The following is a 15,042-nucleotide window of genomic DNA, read 5'->3' as shown; positions in this document are numbered from 1 at the left end:
TGTTGTTCCTCCTCAGCTTTGATCAGGGAAATGAAAGTGCTGGTAACAGGTGCATCTTACATAGTGACCTGGCGCAATTTCATGCATCTGTGGGTTCTCTTCATGAGCCGAATCATCAATCCATGGAATTCGGGCCTTGAATCGGCACCCTTGGCGAGGAAGATTTTTAAGTGAAGGAACGATGCCTTGAATGACATGCAGCTTCGACTTCTCGTCTGTATCTGTAATCGTAGGAATAGAATTTAATAGTGAACGTGTATATGGATGTTGAGCATTGCTCATCAAGGTATAGATATCTGCAATTTCAACAATCTCACCTGCATACATCACTGCAACCCGGTCAGCCATTTCAGCTACTACACCGAGGTCATGCGTGATTAGGATGATGCCTGCATTGATCTCATTCTTCAGATCGCGAATAAGTTCTAGGATTTGTAGTTGAATGGTGACATCCAGTGCGGTAGTTGGCTCATCGGCAATTAACAGTTCAGGTTTATTGGCAATCGCAATGGCGATAACAACTCTCTGTCTCATACCGCCTGATAGTTCGTGAGGGTACTGCTTATAGATATGTTCAGGTCGTGGAATTCCGACTTGGTTAAGCAGATCGATAACTTTCACTTTCTTATCTTTGGAAGAAAGCTTAGGTTGATGCAGCGTCAGAATCTCTTCGATCTGTTCGCCGATAATCATTAGAGGATTTAGTGCTGATAACGGGTCCTGGAAAATCATACCCATCTCATTACCACGAAGTTTGTTTAATTTGTTAGGAGATATATTAGCTATATCCTGTCCTTTATACAAAATTTGACCTTCAATTTTTGCTTTGTTGTGCAAACCCATCAGTGAGAAGGCAAATGCACTTTTTCCCGATCCGGATTCTCCTACGATAGCTAACACTTCATTTTTCTTAACGGTAAGGTTAACGTGGTCAACTGCTGCGTAATAGTCATCTTCAATTCTGAAAGATGTAGTTAGATTTCTGACTTCCAATAGGTCTGTATTCAAATCAATCACCCTAACCCCAAAATTTCCGCAGAATGTATTCTTCACAAGATGAATGCATCCACTGTATATTTCCATGTTTTTGAAGACAACGAACAAATTTTTATACAAAATGCGAATTCAGCAAATGAATTAAACTTTTGTATTTTAATTTAGACCATTGGTCAATTAATGTTGAGCATTCCTACCGGGATTATATAGCAAAATAATTAATGTAATCATACGTGTAAATTTAGGTGACGTCAATGCTTATTTTGAGATTTTTGGAATAAATGTTTTTTATACCACAGTTTTGGGTATTAGCTATGCTAAAAAGGTAAATATTAAGGAGTTTCGAGCATTAAAGGAGGGGGACATCTGAAAGTTTTACATTAAGTAGAGTTGTCAAAACTATAAACATGACATTAACGTTACATATAATGTATATATAAGTGTAGCATATAGCCGATATAATCTCTTATAATAAACATATATGTTAACTTTGTGATATGTGTGGTTAGTTCTAGTCGTTTAAAAGTAAACGCATACTTACAAACAAATATATACAAATATGATACTGGCTACCCTTTTATTGAATCAACGGTTTATTGCTAGTTATTATAGTATAAATTTTTTTATTTACTGCTGTAAAGGACTAATTGTCATCTTTTATCATTTTTTTTACAAAACAATGAAAAAAGCCCTGCAAAATGCAGGACTTTACTAATAAACATACGTATCAGTGCATATTAATAATATTAATTATTGCGTAACCGGTGGTCGTTTACCCCGCTTTAATTCGTTAATGCTTAAGCCAAAATCCATTTGCAAATGAGGGTAGTCGGGAAAGTTAGCCCAATCCCCTCCCCAAGTAAATCCCAGGTCTTTTGCAAGCGCAACAACCTCCATCCAATCAGGCTCACCATTACCGTTATCGTCTCGTTCCATATCCCATACAATCTCTCCTTGAGGTGTACGAAGAGCGAAATCAATGGCCAATCCATAATTGTGATAAGATTCTCCGCCTCTGGCGTTGGTGACAATGTTCCCAGTACCTGTACGTCCTTGATCAAACAGTGCATCCTGTTCCTCTATACTTCGATAACCATGAGTAATGACAACCTCTATGCCACGCCTGGCTGCTTTTCGTACCAACAGCTCCTCACTCTCAGCGACAAGAGGATGTAGGCCTGTAATTGGAATAACTTCTTGCGGGCTCCCCGGCCATATTTCATATACATCATCTTTTTGCTGAAGCCATATATATACAACGACAAGGAGCAAAGTAGCGATAAGCCAAAATCGTAAACTACTTTTCCGTTTTTGCTGTTTTTTGCGTTTCGATTTGTTCATTATAATCTCCTGATGTAGTGAACTTTAATATGACCACCTTCATTTAGCCTATACCTTATATCATAACATCGGACTTTCCTAATGCACAATTTAGCCGAATATCCAAACGCAAGTGCATTCTGAAATAAGTAATTATTGAATATGCAAAAAAGCAGCCGGCTATAAGCCGACTGCTTGGTATCCATGCTGAGTAAGACTACTCAGTAGTGTATGGCAATAATGCGATTTGACGGGAGCGTTTGATTGCAATCGTCAAAGCACGTTGGTATTTAGCGCTAGTACCTGTTACACGGCGTGGCAAAATTTTTCCACGTTCGCTGATAAATTTACGAAGCAAGTCCGTATCTTTATAATCGATGTGAGTAATTTTGTTTGCTGTGAAGAAGCATACTTTACGACGTTTGTTACGACCGCCACGACGTGCTGGTCTTTTATCGTCTCCGCCTTCTCTTTGCTTGAAGCCCATGCTTTTCAGTCCTTTCCTATCGTGTAACTAATATCTCCGTAGAGAATCGGTTCACGTTAAAATGGCAAATCATCATCCGATATATCAATCGGTTTTCCGTCATCGGAAAAAGGATCCTGATTGTTGCTACGCGAATTATTATTGTTCGCGCGCCCGCCGCCTCCGTAAGAAGGCTCTTCACGCATTGGTTGCCCACCGCCGCCACCGTTGTTATCACGGTTAGCTGACTCCAAGAAACGGACGTTATCGGCAATGACTTCGGTCACGTATACACGTTTTCCTTCGTTATTCTCGTAGTTCCGTACTTGAATGCGTCCTTCGACTGCAGCTAGGCGTCCTTTGCGCAAATAGTTTGCACAAGTCTCAGCAAGCTGTCTCCAGGTTACGACCGGAATGAAATCCGCTTCCCGCTCTCCCCCTTGGCTTGTAAACGGTCTGTCCACTGCCAAAGTAAATTGCGTAACTGCTACTCCTGCTGGAGTATAACGCAACTCAGGATCCCGGGTTAACCGGCCGATCAGAATGACACGGTTCAACAATGTAATCCCCTCCTTCAGAGCGTATTGGTGCGTTAATCACGAGTTTTGTCTTAAGCAGACTTAACGTCGTTCGTAATGAGATAACGAATTACTTCGTCAGAAATCTTCATGAGACGCTCAAGTTCAGTAACAACTGCTGGTTCAGCAGTGAAGTGTACCAAAACATAAACACCATCACGGAATTTCTTGATCTCATACGCAAGACGGCGTTTACCCATAACGTCGTGAGCTGTAACTTCACCACCGCCGTTGGAGATGATGCCTTGGAATTTATCGACTGTAGCTTGAACAACTTCTTGCTCAACGTCAGGACGAATAATGTACATCACTTCATATTTGCGCATAATTTTCACCTCCTTATGGACTCTGGCCCTCAATCCAGGTTGAGAGCAAGGAACGAGCACAAACTCGAACTATATTAATATAACAAATACAGAACCATAATGCAAGCAAACGTTCCCTTTATATATGACACATGATCACCCGTACTATGGAGCACACTACAGAAGCTACAACGAAATACATTAGCCAAGGAGGTTTTTCATATCATGGGCGAAAGAACTGAGTTTGAACCAGGAGACAAAGCTCCAAATGATGGCGAGTACACCGAAGTCGGTGAGAATAGCTTTCACACGGAGATCAACAATCCAAAGCGAGTAACGCTGCAAAAGGGTGAATCCTTCCCAGAGACAAGCAATCATAATCGGAAGTGGAAGAAGCTGACTAAGGCTCGTGTCCACTAAGTAAAACTTTTTTTCAGCTCAACGTATATAAAACGAAATAAAGCACATAATACAATCAGGCGGTGCACGAGAGAGGTGTGGTTCCGTTGGACAACGAAGCCGTTTCGGAAATGCATCACGTAATATAAGAAGCAAGTGGTTGTGTGTAAGACCCTGTGTCCTAAGCACGAGTATTGCTTCAGCAGTACGCCAAAGTTTCTAATCTTTACGCCAGATTGTTTCCTACTAACCGAATGCACCGCCGGATAGAGAGCCCTTAGGGGCTCTTTATTTTTGCGTCCATAGCTAATCGTGATTACTTCACTTCATGCCTTTGCTTTTGCTACCCTATAAAAAGAATGAGCAAACAAAAAAAGCCTTCCTTATTAGGAAGACTTCCCTCTTATATAACTCAACGCTTCGTTGAGTAATCGAATGTTTTAACATGTACAAGTGAAGTGGCGGAAAGGGTGGGATTCGAACCCACGCACGCTGTGACACGCCTAGCTGATTTCGAGTCAGCCCCCTTGGGCCTCTTGGGTACCTTTCCGCAGCAATATTGATTATAGCATGATCATTTACAGAACGCAATACCCAGCCCAGCCTGCATGTAAACGCTATTTTAGGTGTGTTTTATTCAAATTCATATTCTTCATTCTGCTAGTGATTTGCTCATGATTTAGCTTCAAATGTACTTATGATTCAGCTAGATCTTCTGCTGACCGTAGCACTTTTTTCATGTTTTTCTCAAACTTCGCTCTTGGAATAAGCACGCTATGTTTACACCCTACACATTTGATACGGATATCCATCCCCATACGAATGATCTCCATCTCATTGCTTCCGCATGGATGCTGCTTCTTCATCTGCACGATGTCCCCGAGCTGAAAAATTTTACGCTCCACCTGTGCCATCCCCCTCATCCTGTTCTTTGCCTGCTGCCTGCTCTAATGCTGCTTGTTTGCTCATCTCTTGATACTCCAGTGATTTCTTCACATCACTTTGAATCTGACGTTCTACAGAAGATCTGGAGTTTGGCATACACTCTGCAACGATGCGAACAACGTACTCTGAGGTAGACATCGATTGTATTCCAAGTACATCTGGAACTTTCACAATGTTGAGATCACGAGTTTCAATACCAACTAACGCTCGCTTTACCAAATGAACCGACTCATCCAAACTCAAATCAGCCTTCATTGGAATGTCTACAACAGCAAGTGAATTGGACATCGAGAAATTCGTTACACTGGCAATGGTACCATTAGGTATGATGTGCACCTCACCTTGCCAACTGACCAACTTGGTTGTTCGGAGTCCGATAACCTCAACCGTTCCTTTATACGTGCCAGTCTGAATGACATCCCCTACAGCAAATTGATCCTCTAATATAATGAAGAAACCCGTAATTACATCTTTCACTAATCCTTGTGCACCAAAACCGATTGCAAGCCCGAGCACACCAGCACTGGCAAGTAACGGTCCTACTTTTACATTGATCTCTGATAATACCAGCAACACCATGATGAAGTTACACGTTATTGAGGTGGCGTTCTTCAGCAATTCGCCTACCGTAACAAATCTGCGAGGATTAACGCGAAGGCGGCCTTCCTGCTTCTGCTTCATACTACGATCGATAATACGCGACACAATTTTAATCACAATTCGAGTAACAATAAAGATAAGTAAGATCCTCAGGGAACTGAATAAAATATTAAACCACATATCTGCATCAGCAACTTTGTTCCATAATTGATCTGTCCAACTGAGAGCCGCTTCTATTGGACTCGTAGGCTCAGGAACAGTCATAAACTTAAACGACCACATTCATCCATCCCCCTCTACATCGGTATGTTATCATAGCTGTCTTCCGTTTTGAAATAGAGGCCTCGAATCTCCACGAACTCATTCCGAATGATCTGTTGCACCCTCAGCACATCTTCCTTGGGAAACTGAATACAGAGTGCACAGCCTGCCGTAATCTCTTTCGGTGTTGGAAATAAGTCGATCTCAATCTCAGCAAATTCTAACAACATCTCCGCTCGTAGTGCCTGCTGAGTAGAATCAAAAGCAATCAACATCCAATCATCTAACCATTCGTCCATGCCCGGCTCCCTTCGATCTTACTTAGCTCCAATTTACCCTCATTGGGTCACATCATAACCTTCTCATGAAAAAGCTTGTCCTGACCAAGTATAAAACGCTCTATCCTTCCATATACTGTTACTACCATTTCAAGGGGAAAGGATAGATCCTATGAAACCCATCTCGCATTCATTTTCATCCCAAGAGTTGACCAGCTTGAAAATTCCTCATACCGATCCTGGCGTACATTCTGCTATTATTCATCGCTTAATGTTTCATCTCTACAAAGCTCACTCGTTACAAAATGTTGTAATCGTATGCATCGGTACTGATCGATCTACTGGGGACTGCTTAGGTCCACTGGTAGGTTCAGCTCTTGCTAAATGGGACAGCCCTCTCTTCCACCTTTATGGCACACTAGATGAACCCGTACATGCTATGAATCTGCAAGAAACACTTCACAAAATCCAAGCCACACACCATAATCCATATGTCATCGGAATTGATGCCTGTCTCGGACAATCCTCCAGTGTTGGCTGCATTCAAGTGGTAAATGGCCCATTGAAGCCTGGAGCTGGTGTAAATAAAGAATTACCGCCGGTCGGCGATATCCATCTGACAGGTATCGTTAACGTCGGCGGCTTCATGGAATACTTTGTTCTGCAGAATACAAGGCTCAGCTTGGTTATGCGCATGTCTGAGATTATATCCAGCAGTCTTTACTCGGCCATTCGAGAATGGCATACTCGCTCTACTCTGCTTGCTGTGCCAGAGTAATCGCTTCTTTCTCTTCAGGGGAAAGTGTATACGTGGACTCTCCCCCTTTAAGAGGTTTAGCATAGACATACGAACCATCACGATTATAAAGACCTGTGAGGATCATACCGTCTTGATTATCGTTAATCATTGCCATGGAAAAGCTGAGATCGCTACCTCTTTCACCATAAGCATTGTAACGCTTAACCCCTACTTTACCCTGCATATGGGTCAATTTCTGCATGACTGCTTGTAGCTGATTCGTTTGCAGCTTGTGTTCATCTTCAATGCTATCCATCTGAATCTTCAGATTAATTAACAACGTCTCCAGATCTTCTACTCCTGTGCCAGACATCATCGCTTCATATTTCCGTTTAAACTTACGCAACTTTGCACCCTGTGCAATGCTAGTCACCAGCAAGATTACCAATAGTAATGCCATTCCGCCAATAATCCATAGCAATTGTTCCAGAATCAGCTCATTTAGTTCAGCCATGTAGTGTAACTACCCCTCTGTTTGTTTGTTCAGATTAAGGTCTGTATCCTGTAGCATCATGCCTATATTACGAAATCACCTGATCGATCAGCCCTGAAATACAAAACTCCTCCTAGGATTCCCTAAGCCCCTTCGTATAACCAAGCGATACGTACCCGAGTATATCCACTCTCTTTATAATGGATTGAGATCATAACATGCCTAACAATGATGTATCCCTGAATCAATTTGAAATTGATTCCCATGCGACTTATTTAAGTCTTGTTATTTCGTGCACAGCCTCAATTAAAGTGTTCACATCACTTTTGACTGTACTGTACCCTACACTTGCCCTAACCGCTCCACTTCGTGTAGTGCCTGCGGACTCATGTGCAAGAGGTGTACAGTGAAAACCGGAACGAACTGCAATGTTGTAGTGTCGATCCAGTTTAAAAGCAAGTTGAGCTGAATCATGCCCTTCTACCGTAAAGGATAACAATCCAGTACGGGGTTGTCCAACTTCTGGGCCGAGCATTCGAATTCCTGGTACAGAGGCTAAACCTTCCATCATAACCTGTGTCAGTTCCCATTCATGCTGGTAGATTCGTTCAGGCGTTAGTTCCATCACATGCTTCACACCAGCAGCAAGACCCGCCATGCCTACTGTATTGGGTGTACCGGCTTCATAACGATCGGGACGGACAGAAGGTTGCTCTATAGCTTCCGATTGACTTCCTGTCCCGCCATGAAGTAGAGGTTGCACATCTAATTCTGGAGCTATATAGAGTCCGCCGGTTCCTTGTGGGCCTAACAAGCCCTTATGGCCAGGAAAGGCAAGCATATCAATGCCGAGTTGCTTCACATCAACAGGCATCACTCCAGCGCTTTGAGCAGCATCTACAAGTAAAGGAATCTGTCGTTTACGACACATCTGGGAGATTTCACTGACCGGTAAAATACTACCTAACAGATTAGAGCTATGTGTACAGACAACCAACCGGGTATTCGGTCGGAACATCTTCTCAAGCTGCGATAGATCAACGGCGCCCATAGCATCAACCTGTACATAATCCACGGTTACATTTCGTGATCTACGCATGTACTCCAACGGACGTCGCACAGAGTTATGCTCAGCCATGGTTGCAATAACATGGTCGCCTTCTCTTAACCATCCCTGGATGGCAAGGTTCAAAGCCTCTGTCGTATTCGAACCAAGTGAAATATCGTTTGCATTGCTCACACCAAACAGCGTAGATAATGCTTTTCTGGTGCTAAAGAGCACACGACTTGCTTGAACAGCCATCCGATGGCTCCCTCTACCGGGATTAGCCCCTGCTACATCCAAAGCCTGCATCATCGCTTCACCAACAATAGGCGGCTTAGGCCATGATGTTGCAGCATGATCTAGATAGATAACTTTCTCCACCTCATAACCACCTCTGTTCATTCATTAAACGTAATGCCTTCATTTCACCCCAACAAAATAAATATGACATATCGTTGCTCCATCGTACAGAGGCGATATGTCATCCCATGAGAAGCCCCGCATGTTGTCATTAATCGTGAAACATCGTCTATTGCAGCAGTTCCAGTAGCCGCTCCAGATCTTGTTTACTGTAGTAGTTGAGCTCAATTTTACCTTTTTCCTTGTTGCTATGCTTAATCTTCACAGTTGTTTTGAATCGCTCACGAAGCGACTCCTCTACTGTATCAATGAATGGATCTTTCTTCTTCAGTTTAGATTTCGCCTTGCCCTCACTTGCTTTAGCGCGATCCAACTGTTGAACTGCTTCTTCCAACTCTCGCACACTCCATTGTTGATCAATGGTTTGTTTGGCGAGTTGTTTCATCATATCCAGATCCTTCACACCTACGATGGCACGAGCATGACCCATTGATAATGTTCCACGTGAAACATGATCTTTCACTTCATCCGGTAAAGATAACAATCTCAAGAAATTAGCGATATGGGAACGAGACTTGCCCACCTTCACGGAAAGCTCTTCCTGAGTCAATGCGAACTGATCCATCAACCCCTGATAGGCAACTGCAACTTCCATGGCATTTAGGTTCTCCCGCTGCAGATTCTCGATCAGCGCAATTTCCATAACCTGCTGATCGCTGAAATTGCGAACCACTGCTGGTACAGTTGCATTTCCACAATATTGAGAAGCTCTGAAACGCCGTTCTCCGGCAATAATCTCATACCCTCTCAACACGGTACGTACAATGATCGGTTGTATTACCCCATGCTGGCGAATGGACTCTGCCAACTCATGAATTGCATCCTCATCGAATACTTTACGAGGTTGATAAGGGTTTGCCCGCAATTGACTAATCGGGATTTCAACGACTTTGTCATCATCATTAATTGAAAGCGATGGAATGAGGGCATCCAGTCCTTTTCCGAGCCGCTTACTCATATGATATCACTTCCTTTGCGAGCTCTAGATATACTTCAGCTCCCCGGGAACGGGGATCGTACGTAATAATCGACTGTCCATGAGATGGTGCTTCACTAAGCCGAACATTACGCGGGATAATCGTTGAATACACTTTTTGCTGAAAATACTTTTTCACTTCTTCAATCACTTGAATCCCCAGATTCGTACGTGCATCAAACATCGTAAGCAACACGCCTTCAATCTGCAGAGAGGTGTTCAGATGTTTCTGAACCAAACGAACGGTGTTAAGCAGTTGGCTCAAACCTTCAAGTGCATAATACTCACACTGAATCGGAATGATCACCGAATCGGAAGCGGTCAACGAGTTAATCGTCAACATGCCAAGGGATGGTGGGCAATCGATCAGTATGTAATCATAATTGTTTTTCACCATGGCGAGTGATTTTTTTAGGCGAACTTCGCGTGATATCGTAGATACCAATTCAATCTCGGCTCCAGCGAGCTGAATGGTTGCAGGAATGATATGAAGTCCTTCGATTTGAGTTTCTACAATAGCCTGCTGAGGATGAACTTCATTAATGATGACATCATATATGCAATTAGCCACATCTGCTTTATTGATTCCGACTCCGCTGGTTGTGTTCCCCTGAGGGTCTATATCGACAAGTAGTACTCTCTTCCCGAGTGAAGCCAGTCCTGCACCCAGGTTAACAGATGTCGTCGTTTTCCCCACACCGCCCTTTTGATTTGCTACGGCCATAATCTTAGACAATTACTTCACCTCAAATAAAATAGGAGTCTTTTCTTGTAGGTTATAAGCTACATTTAACACCAAGCAGGTGGCTATCGTCCACACAACAACAACTACCATTTCCTCTATCAATGTCATTCTCCGTGCTATAGACAGAAAAAGCGGCCTATTGCCGCCTGAAGCTTCAATTATTTGCGTTTCGGGATATGGATAACGATTTCATAATGATCCTCATGGTCTTCTTCTTTCGTTTTGATATCCAGACCGGAACCAGAAACCATATCAATCGATTGACGAATTGTATTCAGTGCAAGTCTAACGTCCTTGGTGAATGAAATGCGTTTCGATTTTTTGATCTTAGAAGCTTCCTTATAGAAAGCAACACGTGCTTCCGTTTGCTTTACATTGAGTTCTTTTTCGATAATTTCAGCAAGCAGCTTCATCTGTAATTCTTCTGTATCTAGTGAAAGTAACGCTCTTGCATGTCGTTCAGAAATTTTCCGTTCCATTAGAGCTGCTTTGATACCCTCAGGAAGCTGTAACAAACGAATCTTGTTGGCAATCGTCGACTGACTCTTACCCAAACGCTGTGCAAGACTCTCTTGTGTCAACTGATGCAAATCAATTAGTTTCTGATAGGCCACCGCTTCTTCGATCGATGTTAGTCCTTCACGCTGCAAGTTCTCAATCAATGCAATGGATGCAGCCTGTGAGTCGTTGAATTCACGTACAATGGCTGGAATATGATCCAGACCAAGCTTACGAACTGCACGCCAGCGACGTTCACCGGCAATAATCTCATATGTTCCGTTTCGTACGCGGACGACAATAGGTTGAATAACCCCATGTGTCTTGATCGTCTGCAACAACTCGTCAATTTTTTCATCATCAAAGATCGTGCGGGGTTGATACGGGCTGCTCACAATTTCATTGACCGGAATTTGTTTTATTTCGTCTCCGTTATTGCGATCCGCCAAACCAAACAACTTCGAAAATTGTTCTTTCATTCCGTATATTACCACCTAGTTTCGTAATAGCTCCTGCTGTAATGCAGGTGCTTCTTATTCAATATGCGACCCCATATATACCGTCGTTTTTCGAATAAGTTTTGCCTGTACTAACACTTCCTAACGCAATGACTTACTGTATAAAATGTCTACTCATCTATATCAATCTATGATCTCTGAAATTACAGGATCGGATACTTCTATTCTATCATCTTTTCTATCATAATCCTATGTTTACCTATTCTTTAAACGCTCTTAATTTTCCTGCTTTTTATTCGCTCGAAATTGAACGATATGCAGGAGGTCATCACTTTCAAAGGAGAATTTCATTCGTTAAAATGGTTTGTCGTTTCTCTTATATATATTAGAAAAGAAGAATGTTTCACGTGAAACATCGCCCTATTAAAGTTGCTATCTGCATGACCACATTTCACACCTTATAAATATCCTCTTATATTGACGAAGAATTCCCTCTTCATCTCCATTTTTATATCAATCCAGTCCACCATTCCACGAACAAACTTAGGGCTTAAAACTAACCTACTTGCAGACGAGTAACATATTCAATTCACACTGTAATCTTCAATCAGAACTTGTGTTGAGCCACACTCCATTCGTGAAGTGTATTTACATCCACCAAAAAAAATGCACCCTGCTAATGCGCTGCATTAACAAGATGCACTATTTTACAATCTGATCATAGCCACATGTAACTACACCAAAGGTGTTTTCAATGGCGTTCCTGGTTTACGTGGGTATTTATGAGGCGTCTTATCAAACTTTTGAACAAGAATAATATGACGCTCAGATTCTTCCACAGGTAATTGAAATGGATGAACTGCTTTTACTCGTCCCTTCAACTGGTTGAAGCTAAATTCCGCTTCCTTCATTTCTTCGCGTGGGTCGCCACCCTTCATCGCAGCGAAGAATCCACCTTTGCGAACAAATGGCAGGCAAAATTCATTCAATACAGCTAACTTAGCAACTGCTCGTGCCGTAACGAGATCATAACTATCCCGATACCCTTCTTTGCGTCCAAGCTCTTCCGCTCTTCCATGGATCAGCTCAACATCTGTCAGACCCAGATGATCCACCACGTGCTGCAAGAAACCGATACGCTTATTCAATGAATCAATGATCGTTAACTTTAAGTGTGGAAAACAAATCTTAAGTGGCAATCCCGGGAAGCCAGCTCCCGATCCGATATCGGCCAGCTTATCAACTTTGGAAATATCCGTGTAAAAAGCAAGCGATACCGAATCATAGAAATGCTTCGTATATACCTGTTCCCGCTCTGTGATGCCCGTTAGGTTCATCTTTTCATTCCAGGCTACAAGATCCTGAAAGTATAATTCAAACTGTTCCAGCTGAAGTTCATTCAGCTCTAATCCATGTTCTTTTAAGCGCAACTGTAGCTGCTGTTGGATAGCGTCCATTATTGTCCCCTTGCTGCGGTTACACGGTTATAATGCTCCAAGTAGACCAGCAAAATGGAGATATCTGCTGGTGTAACCCCAGCAATACGGGAAGCTTGCCCAATCGAGATTGGACGAATCGTAGAGAGCTTTTGCTTCGCTTCCATCGCAAGTCCGTGAACTTCATTATATTCAATCGTATTCGGAATCTTCTTCTTCTCCATCTTTTGCAAACGTTCCACGTGGATCAATTGTTTCTCAATATAACCCGCATATTTGATTTGAATTTCGACTTGTTCCTTCATATCAGCAGTCAGTTCAACTTCAGATGGAGAGATCTGCTCGATCCAGTCATACCCCAGTTCAGGACGACGCATCAAGGTTAGCAATGTGCTTCCATCCTGAATTGGTGTTGAACCCGCTTCTTCAAGTTTCGCATTAACTTCCACAGGACGTACTTTTGCTACTTTCAGACGCTCAACTTCAGCATCTACTTTAGCTTTTTTATCGAGGAATTTTGCGTAACGTTCTTCGGTGATCAATCCGATATCATGACCAATTTCAGTCAAACGAAGATCTGCGTTATCATGACGAAGCAACAAGCGGTATTCCGCACGTGATGTTAGCAAACGATACGGTTCATTGGTTCCTTTTGTCACAAGATCATCGATCAGAACTCCAATGTACCCTTGGGAACGATCAAGTACAACCGGCTCTTTCCCCTGCACTTTACGTGCCGCATTAATACCCGCCATTACACCTTGACCTGCTGCTTCCTCGTATCCGGATGTACCGTTAATCTGCCCAGCAGTGAACAGGCCTGGTAGACGTTTCGTTTCGAGCGAAGGCCAGAGCTGTGTAGGTACCATTGCATCGTATTCAATTGCATAGCCATTACGCATCATTTCTACTTTTTCCATACCTGGGATGGAACGTAGAACAGCCAATTGAACGTCTTCTGGCAGACTTGTAGATAGACCCTGTACATAGTATTCCGATGTGTTTTTACCTTCTGGTTCAAGGAAAATCTGATGTTTCGGTTTATCGCTGAATCGCACAATTTTATCCTCAATGGATGGGCAATAACGAGGACCCGTACCTTCAATTACACCCGAGAACATTGGCGCACGGTGTAGATTATCATTAATAATCTGGTGCGTTTCAACAGATGTATAGGTCAGCCAACAAGGCAATTGCTCATTGTCAGAAGATTCTGTTTCGTAAGAAAAGAATTTTGGCTCGTCATCGCCTGGTTGGATTTCAGTTTTGCTAAAATCAATTGTGTCCTTGTGCACACGAGGTGGTGTACCTGTTTTGAAACGAACCAGATCGAAACCAAGCTCACGCAAATGCTCGGACAATTTGAGTGAAGGCTGTTGATTGTTCGGTCCACTCTCATACATCAATTCACCCATAATCACTTTACCGCGCAGATAGGTTCCGGTAGTCAGGACGACTGCCTTAGCGCGATACTCTGTGCCGGTCTGTGTTAATACGCCTACACATTTATCATCTTCAACGATAAGACGATCCACCATACCTTGGCGCATGGTCAGATTACGTTCATTCTCCATCGTTTCTTTCATTTTGTGCTGGTAAGAGAACTTATCTGCTTGAGCGCGCAACGCATGTACTGCCGGCCCTTTACCTGTGTTTAGCATCCGCATCTGAATAAATGTTTTGTCGATGTTCCGCCCCATCTCACCACCGAGTGCATCAATCTCACGCACAACATGCCCTTTTGCCGGTCCACCAATGGATGGATTACAAGGCATGAAGGCCACCATATCCAGATTGATCGTAATCATCAGCGTTTTGGAACCCATACGTGCTGCCGCTAGTGCAGATTCTACACCTGCATGTCCTGCGCCAACGACGATAACATCATAACTACCGCCATCAAAAGCCATTTTTGTTTACCCCCTTATACCTTCGCACACTTATACTGATGTACGATCGGTTCTAACAACTAGGCGTCTGCCTGCCTAATCGTGAATTGAATTTAAAAATCCGTAACATCTATATCAAAACAATAGGTCATTGTTCATCTAAAACTAAAATACGTCACCTAAAATAGGGATTGA

The 15,042-nt window shown here is 42.8% G+C and carries 17 protein-coding genes and 1 tRNA gene; 2 read left to right on the top strand and 16 right to left on the bottom strand.

Translation table 11 applies throughout. The annotated features are described in order from the left end of the window. Positions 1 to 12: 12 nt before the first annotated feature. From M3636_RS15270 to rpsF, 5 genes are all read right to left on the bottom strand, one after another. On the bottom strand, positions 13 to 1,008 hold the full coding sequence (locus M3636_RS15270; protein ID WP_128104224.1) for an ABC transporter ATP-binding protein: 996 nt from the start codon (positions 1,006 to 1,008) through the stop codon (positions 13 to 15). 738 nt (positions 1,009 to 1,746) lie between these two features. Beyond that, positions 1,747 to 2,337 carry a M15 family metallopeptidase gene (locus M3636_RS15265; protein WP_251383100.1) on the bottom strand — a complete coding sequence of 197 codons (591 nt, stop codon included), beginning with the start codon at positions 2,335 to 2,337 and terminating at the stop codon, positions 1,747 to 1,749. A gap of 196 nt (positions 2,338 to 2,533) precedes the next feature. Beyond that, positions 2,534 to 2,803: a 30S ribosomal protein S18 gene (rpsR, locus tag M3636_RS15260; RefSeq protein WP_128104226.1), complete on the bottom strand. Its 270-nt coding sequence runs from the start codon at positions 2,801 to 2,803 to the stop codon at positions 2,534 to 2,536. A gap of 56 nt (positions 2,804 to 2,859) precedes the next feature. After that, positions 2,860 to 3,342 carry a single-stranded DNA-binding protein gene (ssb, locus tag M3636_RS15255; protein ID WP_128104227.1) on the bottom strand — a complete coding sequence of 161 codons (483 nt, stop codon included), beginning with the start codon at positions 3,340 to 3,342 and terminating at the stop codon, positions 2,860 to 2,862. A 50-nt stretch (positions 3,343 to 3,392) separates the two neighbouring features. Further along, entirely contained in the window at positions 3,393 to 3,686 is a 294-nt protein-coding gene (rpsF, locus tag M3636_RS15250) for a 30S ribosomal protein S6 (RefSeq protein WP_024629534.1), read from the bottom strand. A 204-nt stretch (positions 3,687 to 3,890) separates the two neighbouring features. Here rpsF and M3636_RS15245 point away from each other — a divergent pair, with 204 nt between their 5' ends. Continuing rightward, positions 3,891 to 4,085 (top strand): YjzC family protein, encoded by a 195-nt coding sequence (locus M3636_RS15245; RefSeq protein ID WP_145410170.1) that lies wholly within the window; start codon positions 3,891 to 3,893, stop codon positions 4,083 to 4,085. Positions 4,086 to 4,523: 438 nt separating this feature from the next. Here the strand turns inward: M3636_RS15245 and M3636_RS15240 are convergent. From M3636_RS15240 to M3636_RS15225, 4 genes are all read right to left on the bottom strand, one after another. Continuing rightward, positions 4,524 to 4,614, bottom strand: a tRNA-Ser gene (locus tag M3636_RS15240). A 145-nt stretch (positions 4,615 to 4,759) separates the two neighbouring features. Continuing rightward, positions 4,760 to 4,969, bottom strand: a complete 210-nt coding sequence (locus tag M3636_RS15235) for a DUF951 domain-containing protein (RefSeq protein ID WP_056697538.1) — start codon at positions 4,967 to 4,969, stop codon at positions 4,760 to 4,762. Beyond that, positions 4,959 to 5,891, bottom strand: coding sequence for a mechanosensitive ion channel family protein (locus M3636_RS15230; protein WP_251383099.1), 933 nt, complete (start codon positions 5,889 to 5,891; stop codon positions 4,959 to 4,961). The genes M3636_RS15235 and M3636_RS15230 overlap by 11 nt, the downstream gene beginning before the upstream one ends. 14 nt (positions 5,892 to 5,905) lie before the next feature. After that, complete coding sequence (locus M3636_RS15225; RefSeq protein ID WP_128104230.1) at positions 5,906 to 6,169, bottom strand: putative Se/S carrier protein; 264 nt, start codon at positions 6,167 to 6,169, stop codon at positions 5,906 to 5,908. A 151-nt stretch (positions 6,170 to 6,320) separates the two neighbouring features. Between M3636_RS15225 and yyaC the strand changes: the two genes are divergently transcribed. Further along, positions 6,321 to 6,926 (top strand): spore protease YyaC, encoded by a 606-nt coding sequence (gene yyaC / locus M3636_RS15220; protein WP_251383098.1) that lies wholly within the window; start codon positions 6,321 to 6,323, stop codon positions 6,924 to 6,926. Here the strand turns inward: yyaC and M3636_RS15215 are convergent. From M3636_RS15215 to mnmG, 7 genes are all read right to left on the bottom strand, one after another. Further along, entirely contained in the window at positions 6,901 to 7,401 is a 501-nt protein-coding gene (locus M3636_RS15215) for a DUF4446 family protein (protein ID WP_128104232.1), read from the bottom strand. The two genes, yyaC and M3636_RS15215, sit on opposite strands and share 26 nt — an antisense overlap. 250 nt (positions 7,402 to 7,651) lie before the next feature. Then, the gene (locus tag M3636_RS15210) at positions 7,652 to 8,806 is read right to left on the bottom strand and encodes an aminotransferase class V-fold PLP-dependent enzyme (RefSeq protein WP_251383097.1); all 1,155 of its coding nucleotides are present in this window, start codon (positions 8,804 to 8,806) and stop codon (positions 7,652 to 7,654) included. A 148-nt stretch (positions 8,807 to 8,954) separates the two neighbouring features. Then, complete coding sequence (locus tag M3636_RS15205) at positions 8,955 to 9,803, bottom strand: ParB/RepB/Spo0J family partition protein (protein WP_128104234.1); 849 nt, start codon at positions 9,801 to 9,803, stop codon at positions 8,955 to 8,957. Next, positions 9,796 to 10,557 (bottom strand): ParA family protein, encoded by a 762-nt coding sequence (locus M3636_RS15200; RefSeq protein ID WP_056697605.1) that lies wholly within the window; start codon positions 10,555 to 10,557, stop codon positions 9,796 to 9,798. The genes M3636_RS15205 and M3636_RS15200 overlap by 8 nt, the downstream gene beginning before the upstream one ends. A 167-nt stretch (positions 10,558 to 10,724) precedes the next feature. Next, positions 10,725 to 11,543, bottom strand: a complete 819-nt coding sequence (gene noc, locus M3636_RS15195) for a nucleoid occlusion protein (RefSeq protein WP_128104235.1) — start codon at positions 11,541 to 11,543, stop codon at positions 10,725 to 10,727. Positions 11,544 to 12,256: 713 nt separating this feature from the next. Then, on the bottom strand, positions 12,257 to 12,979 hold the full coding sequence (gene rsmG, locus M3636_RS15190; protein WP_128104236.1) for a 16S rRNA (guanine(527)-N(7))-methyltransferase RsmG: 723 nt from the start codon (positions 12,977 to 12,979) through the stop codon (positions 12,257 to 12,259). Then, positions 12,979 to 14,868, bottom strand: coding sequence for a tRNA uridine-5-carboxymethylaminomethyl(34) synthesis enzyme MnmG (gene mnmG / locus M3636_RS15185; protein ID WP_251383096.1), 1,890 nt, complete (start codon positions 14,866 to 14,868; stop codon positions 12,979 to 12,981). The genes rsmG and mnmG overlap by 1 nt, the downstream gene beginning before the upstream one ends. Positions 14,869 to 15,042 lie beyond the last annotated feature (174 nt).

It is taken from the genome of Paenibacillus sp. MER 99-2 (assembly GCF_023714095.1).
In the GTDB taxonomy this organism is placed as follows: Bacteria; Bacillota; Bacilli; order Paenibacillales; family Paenibacillaceae; genus Paenibacillus.
The sequence above is the reverse complement of the archived record's forward strand: the minus strand, read 5'-3'. Positions and strand labels throughout refer to the sequence as shown.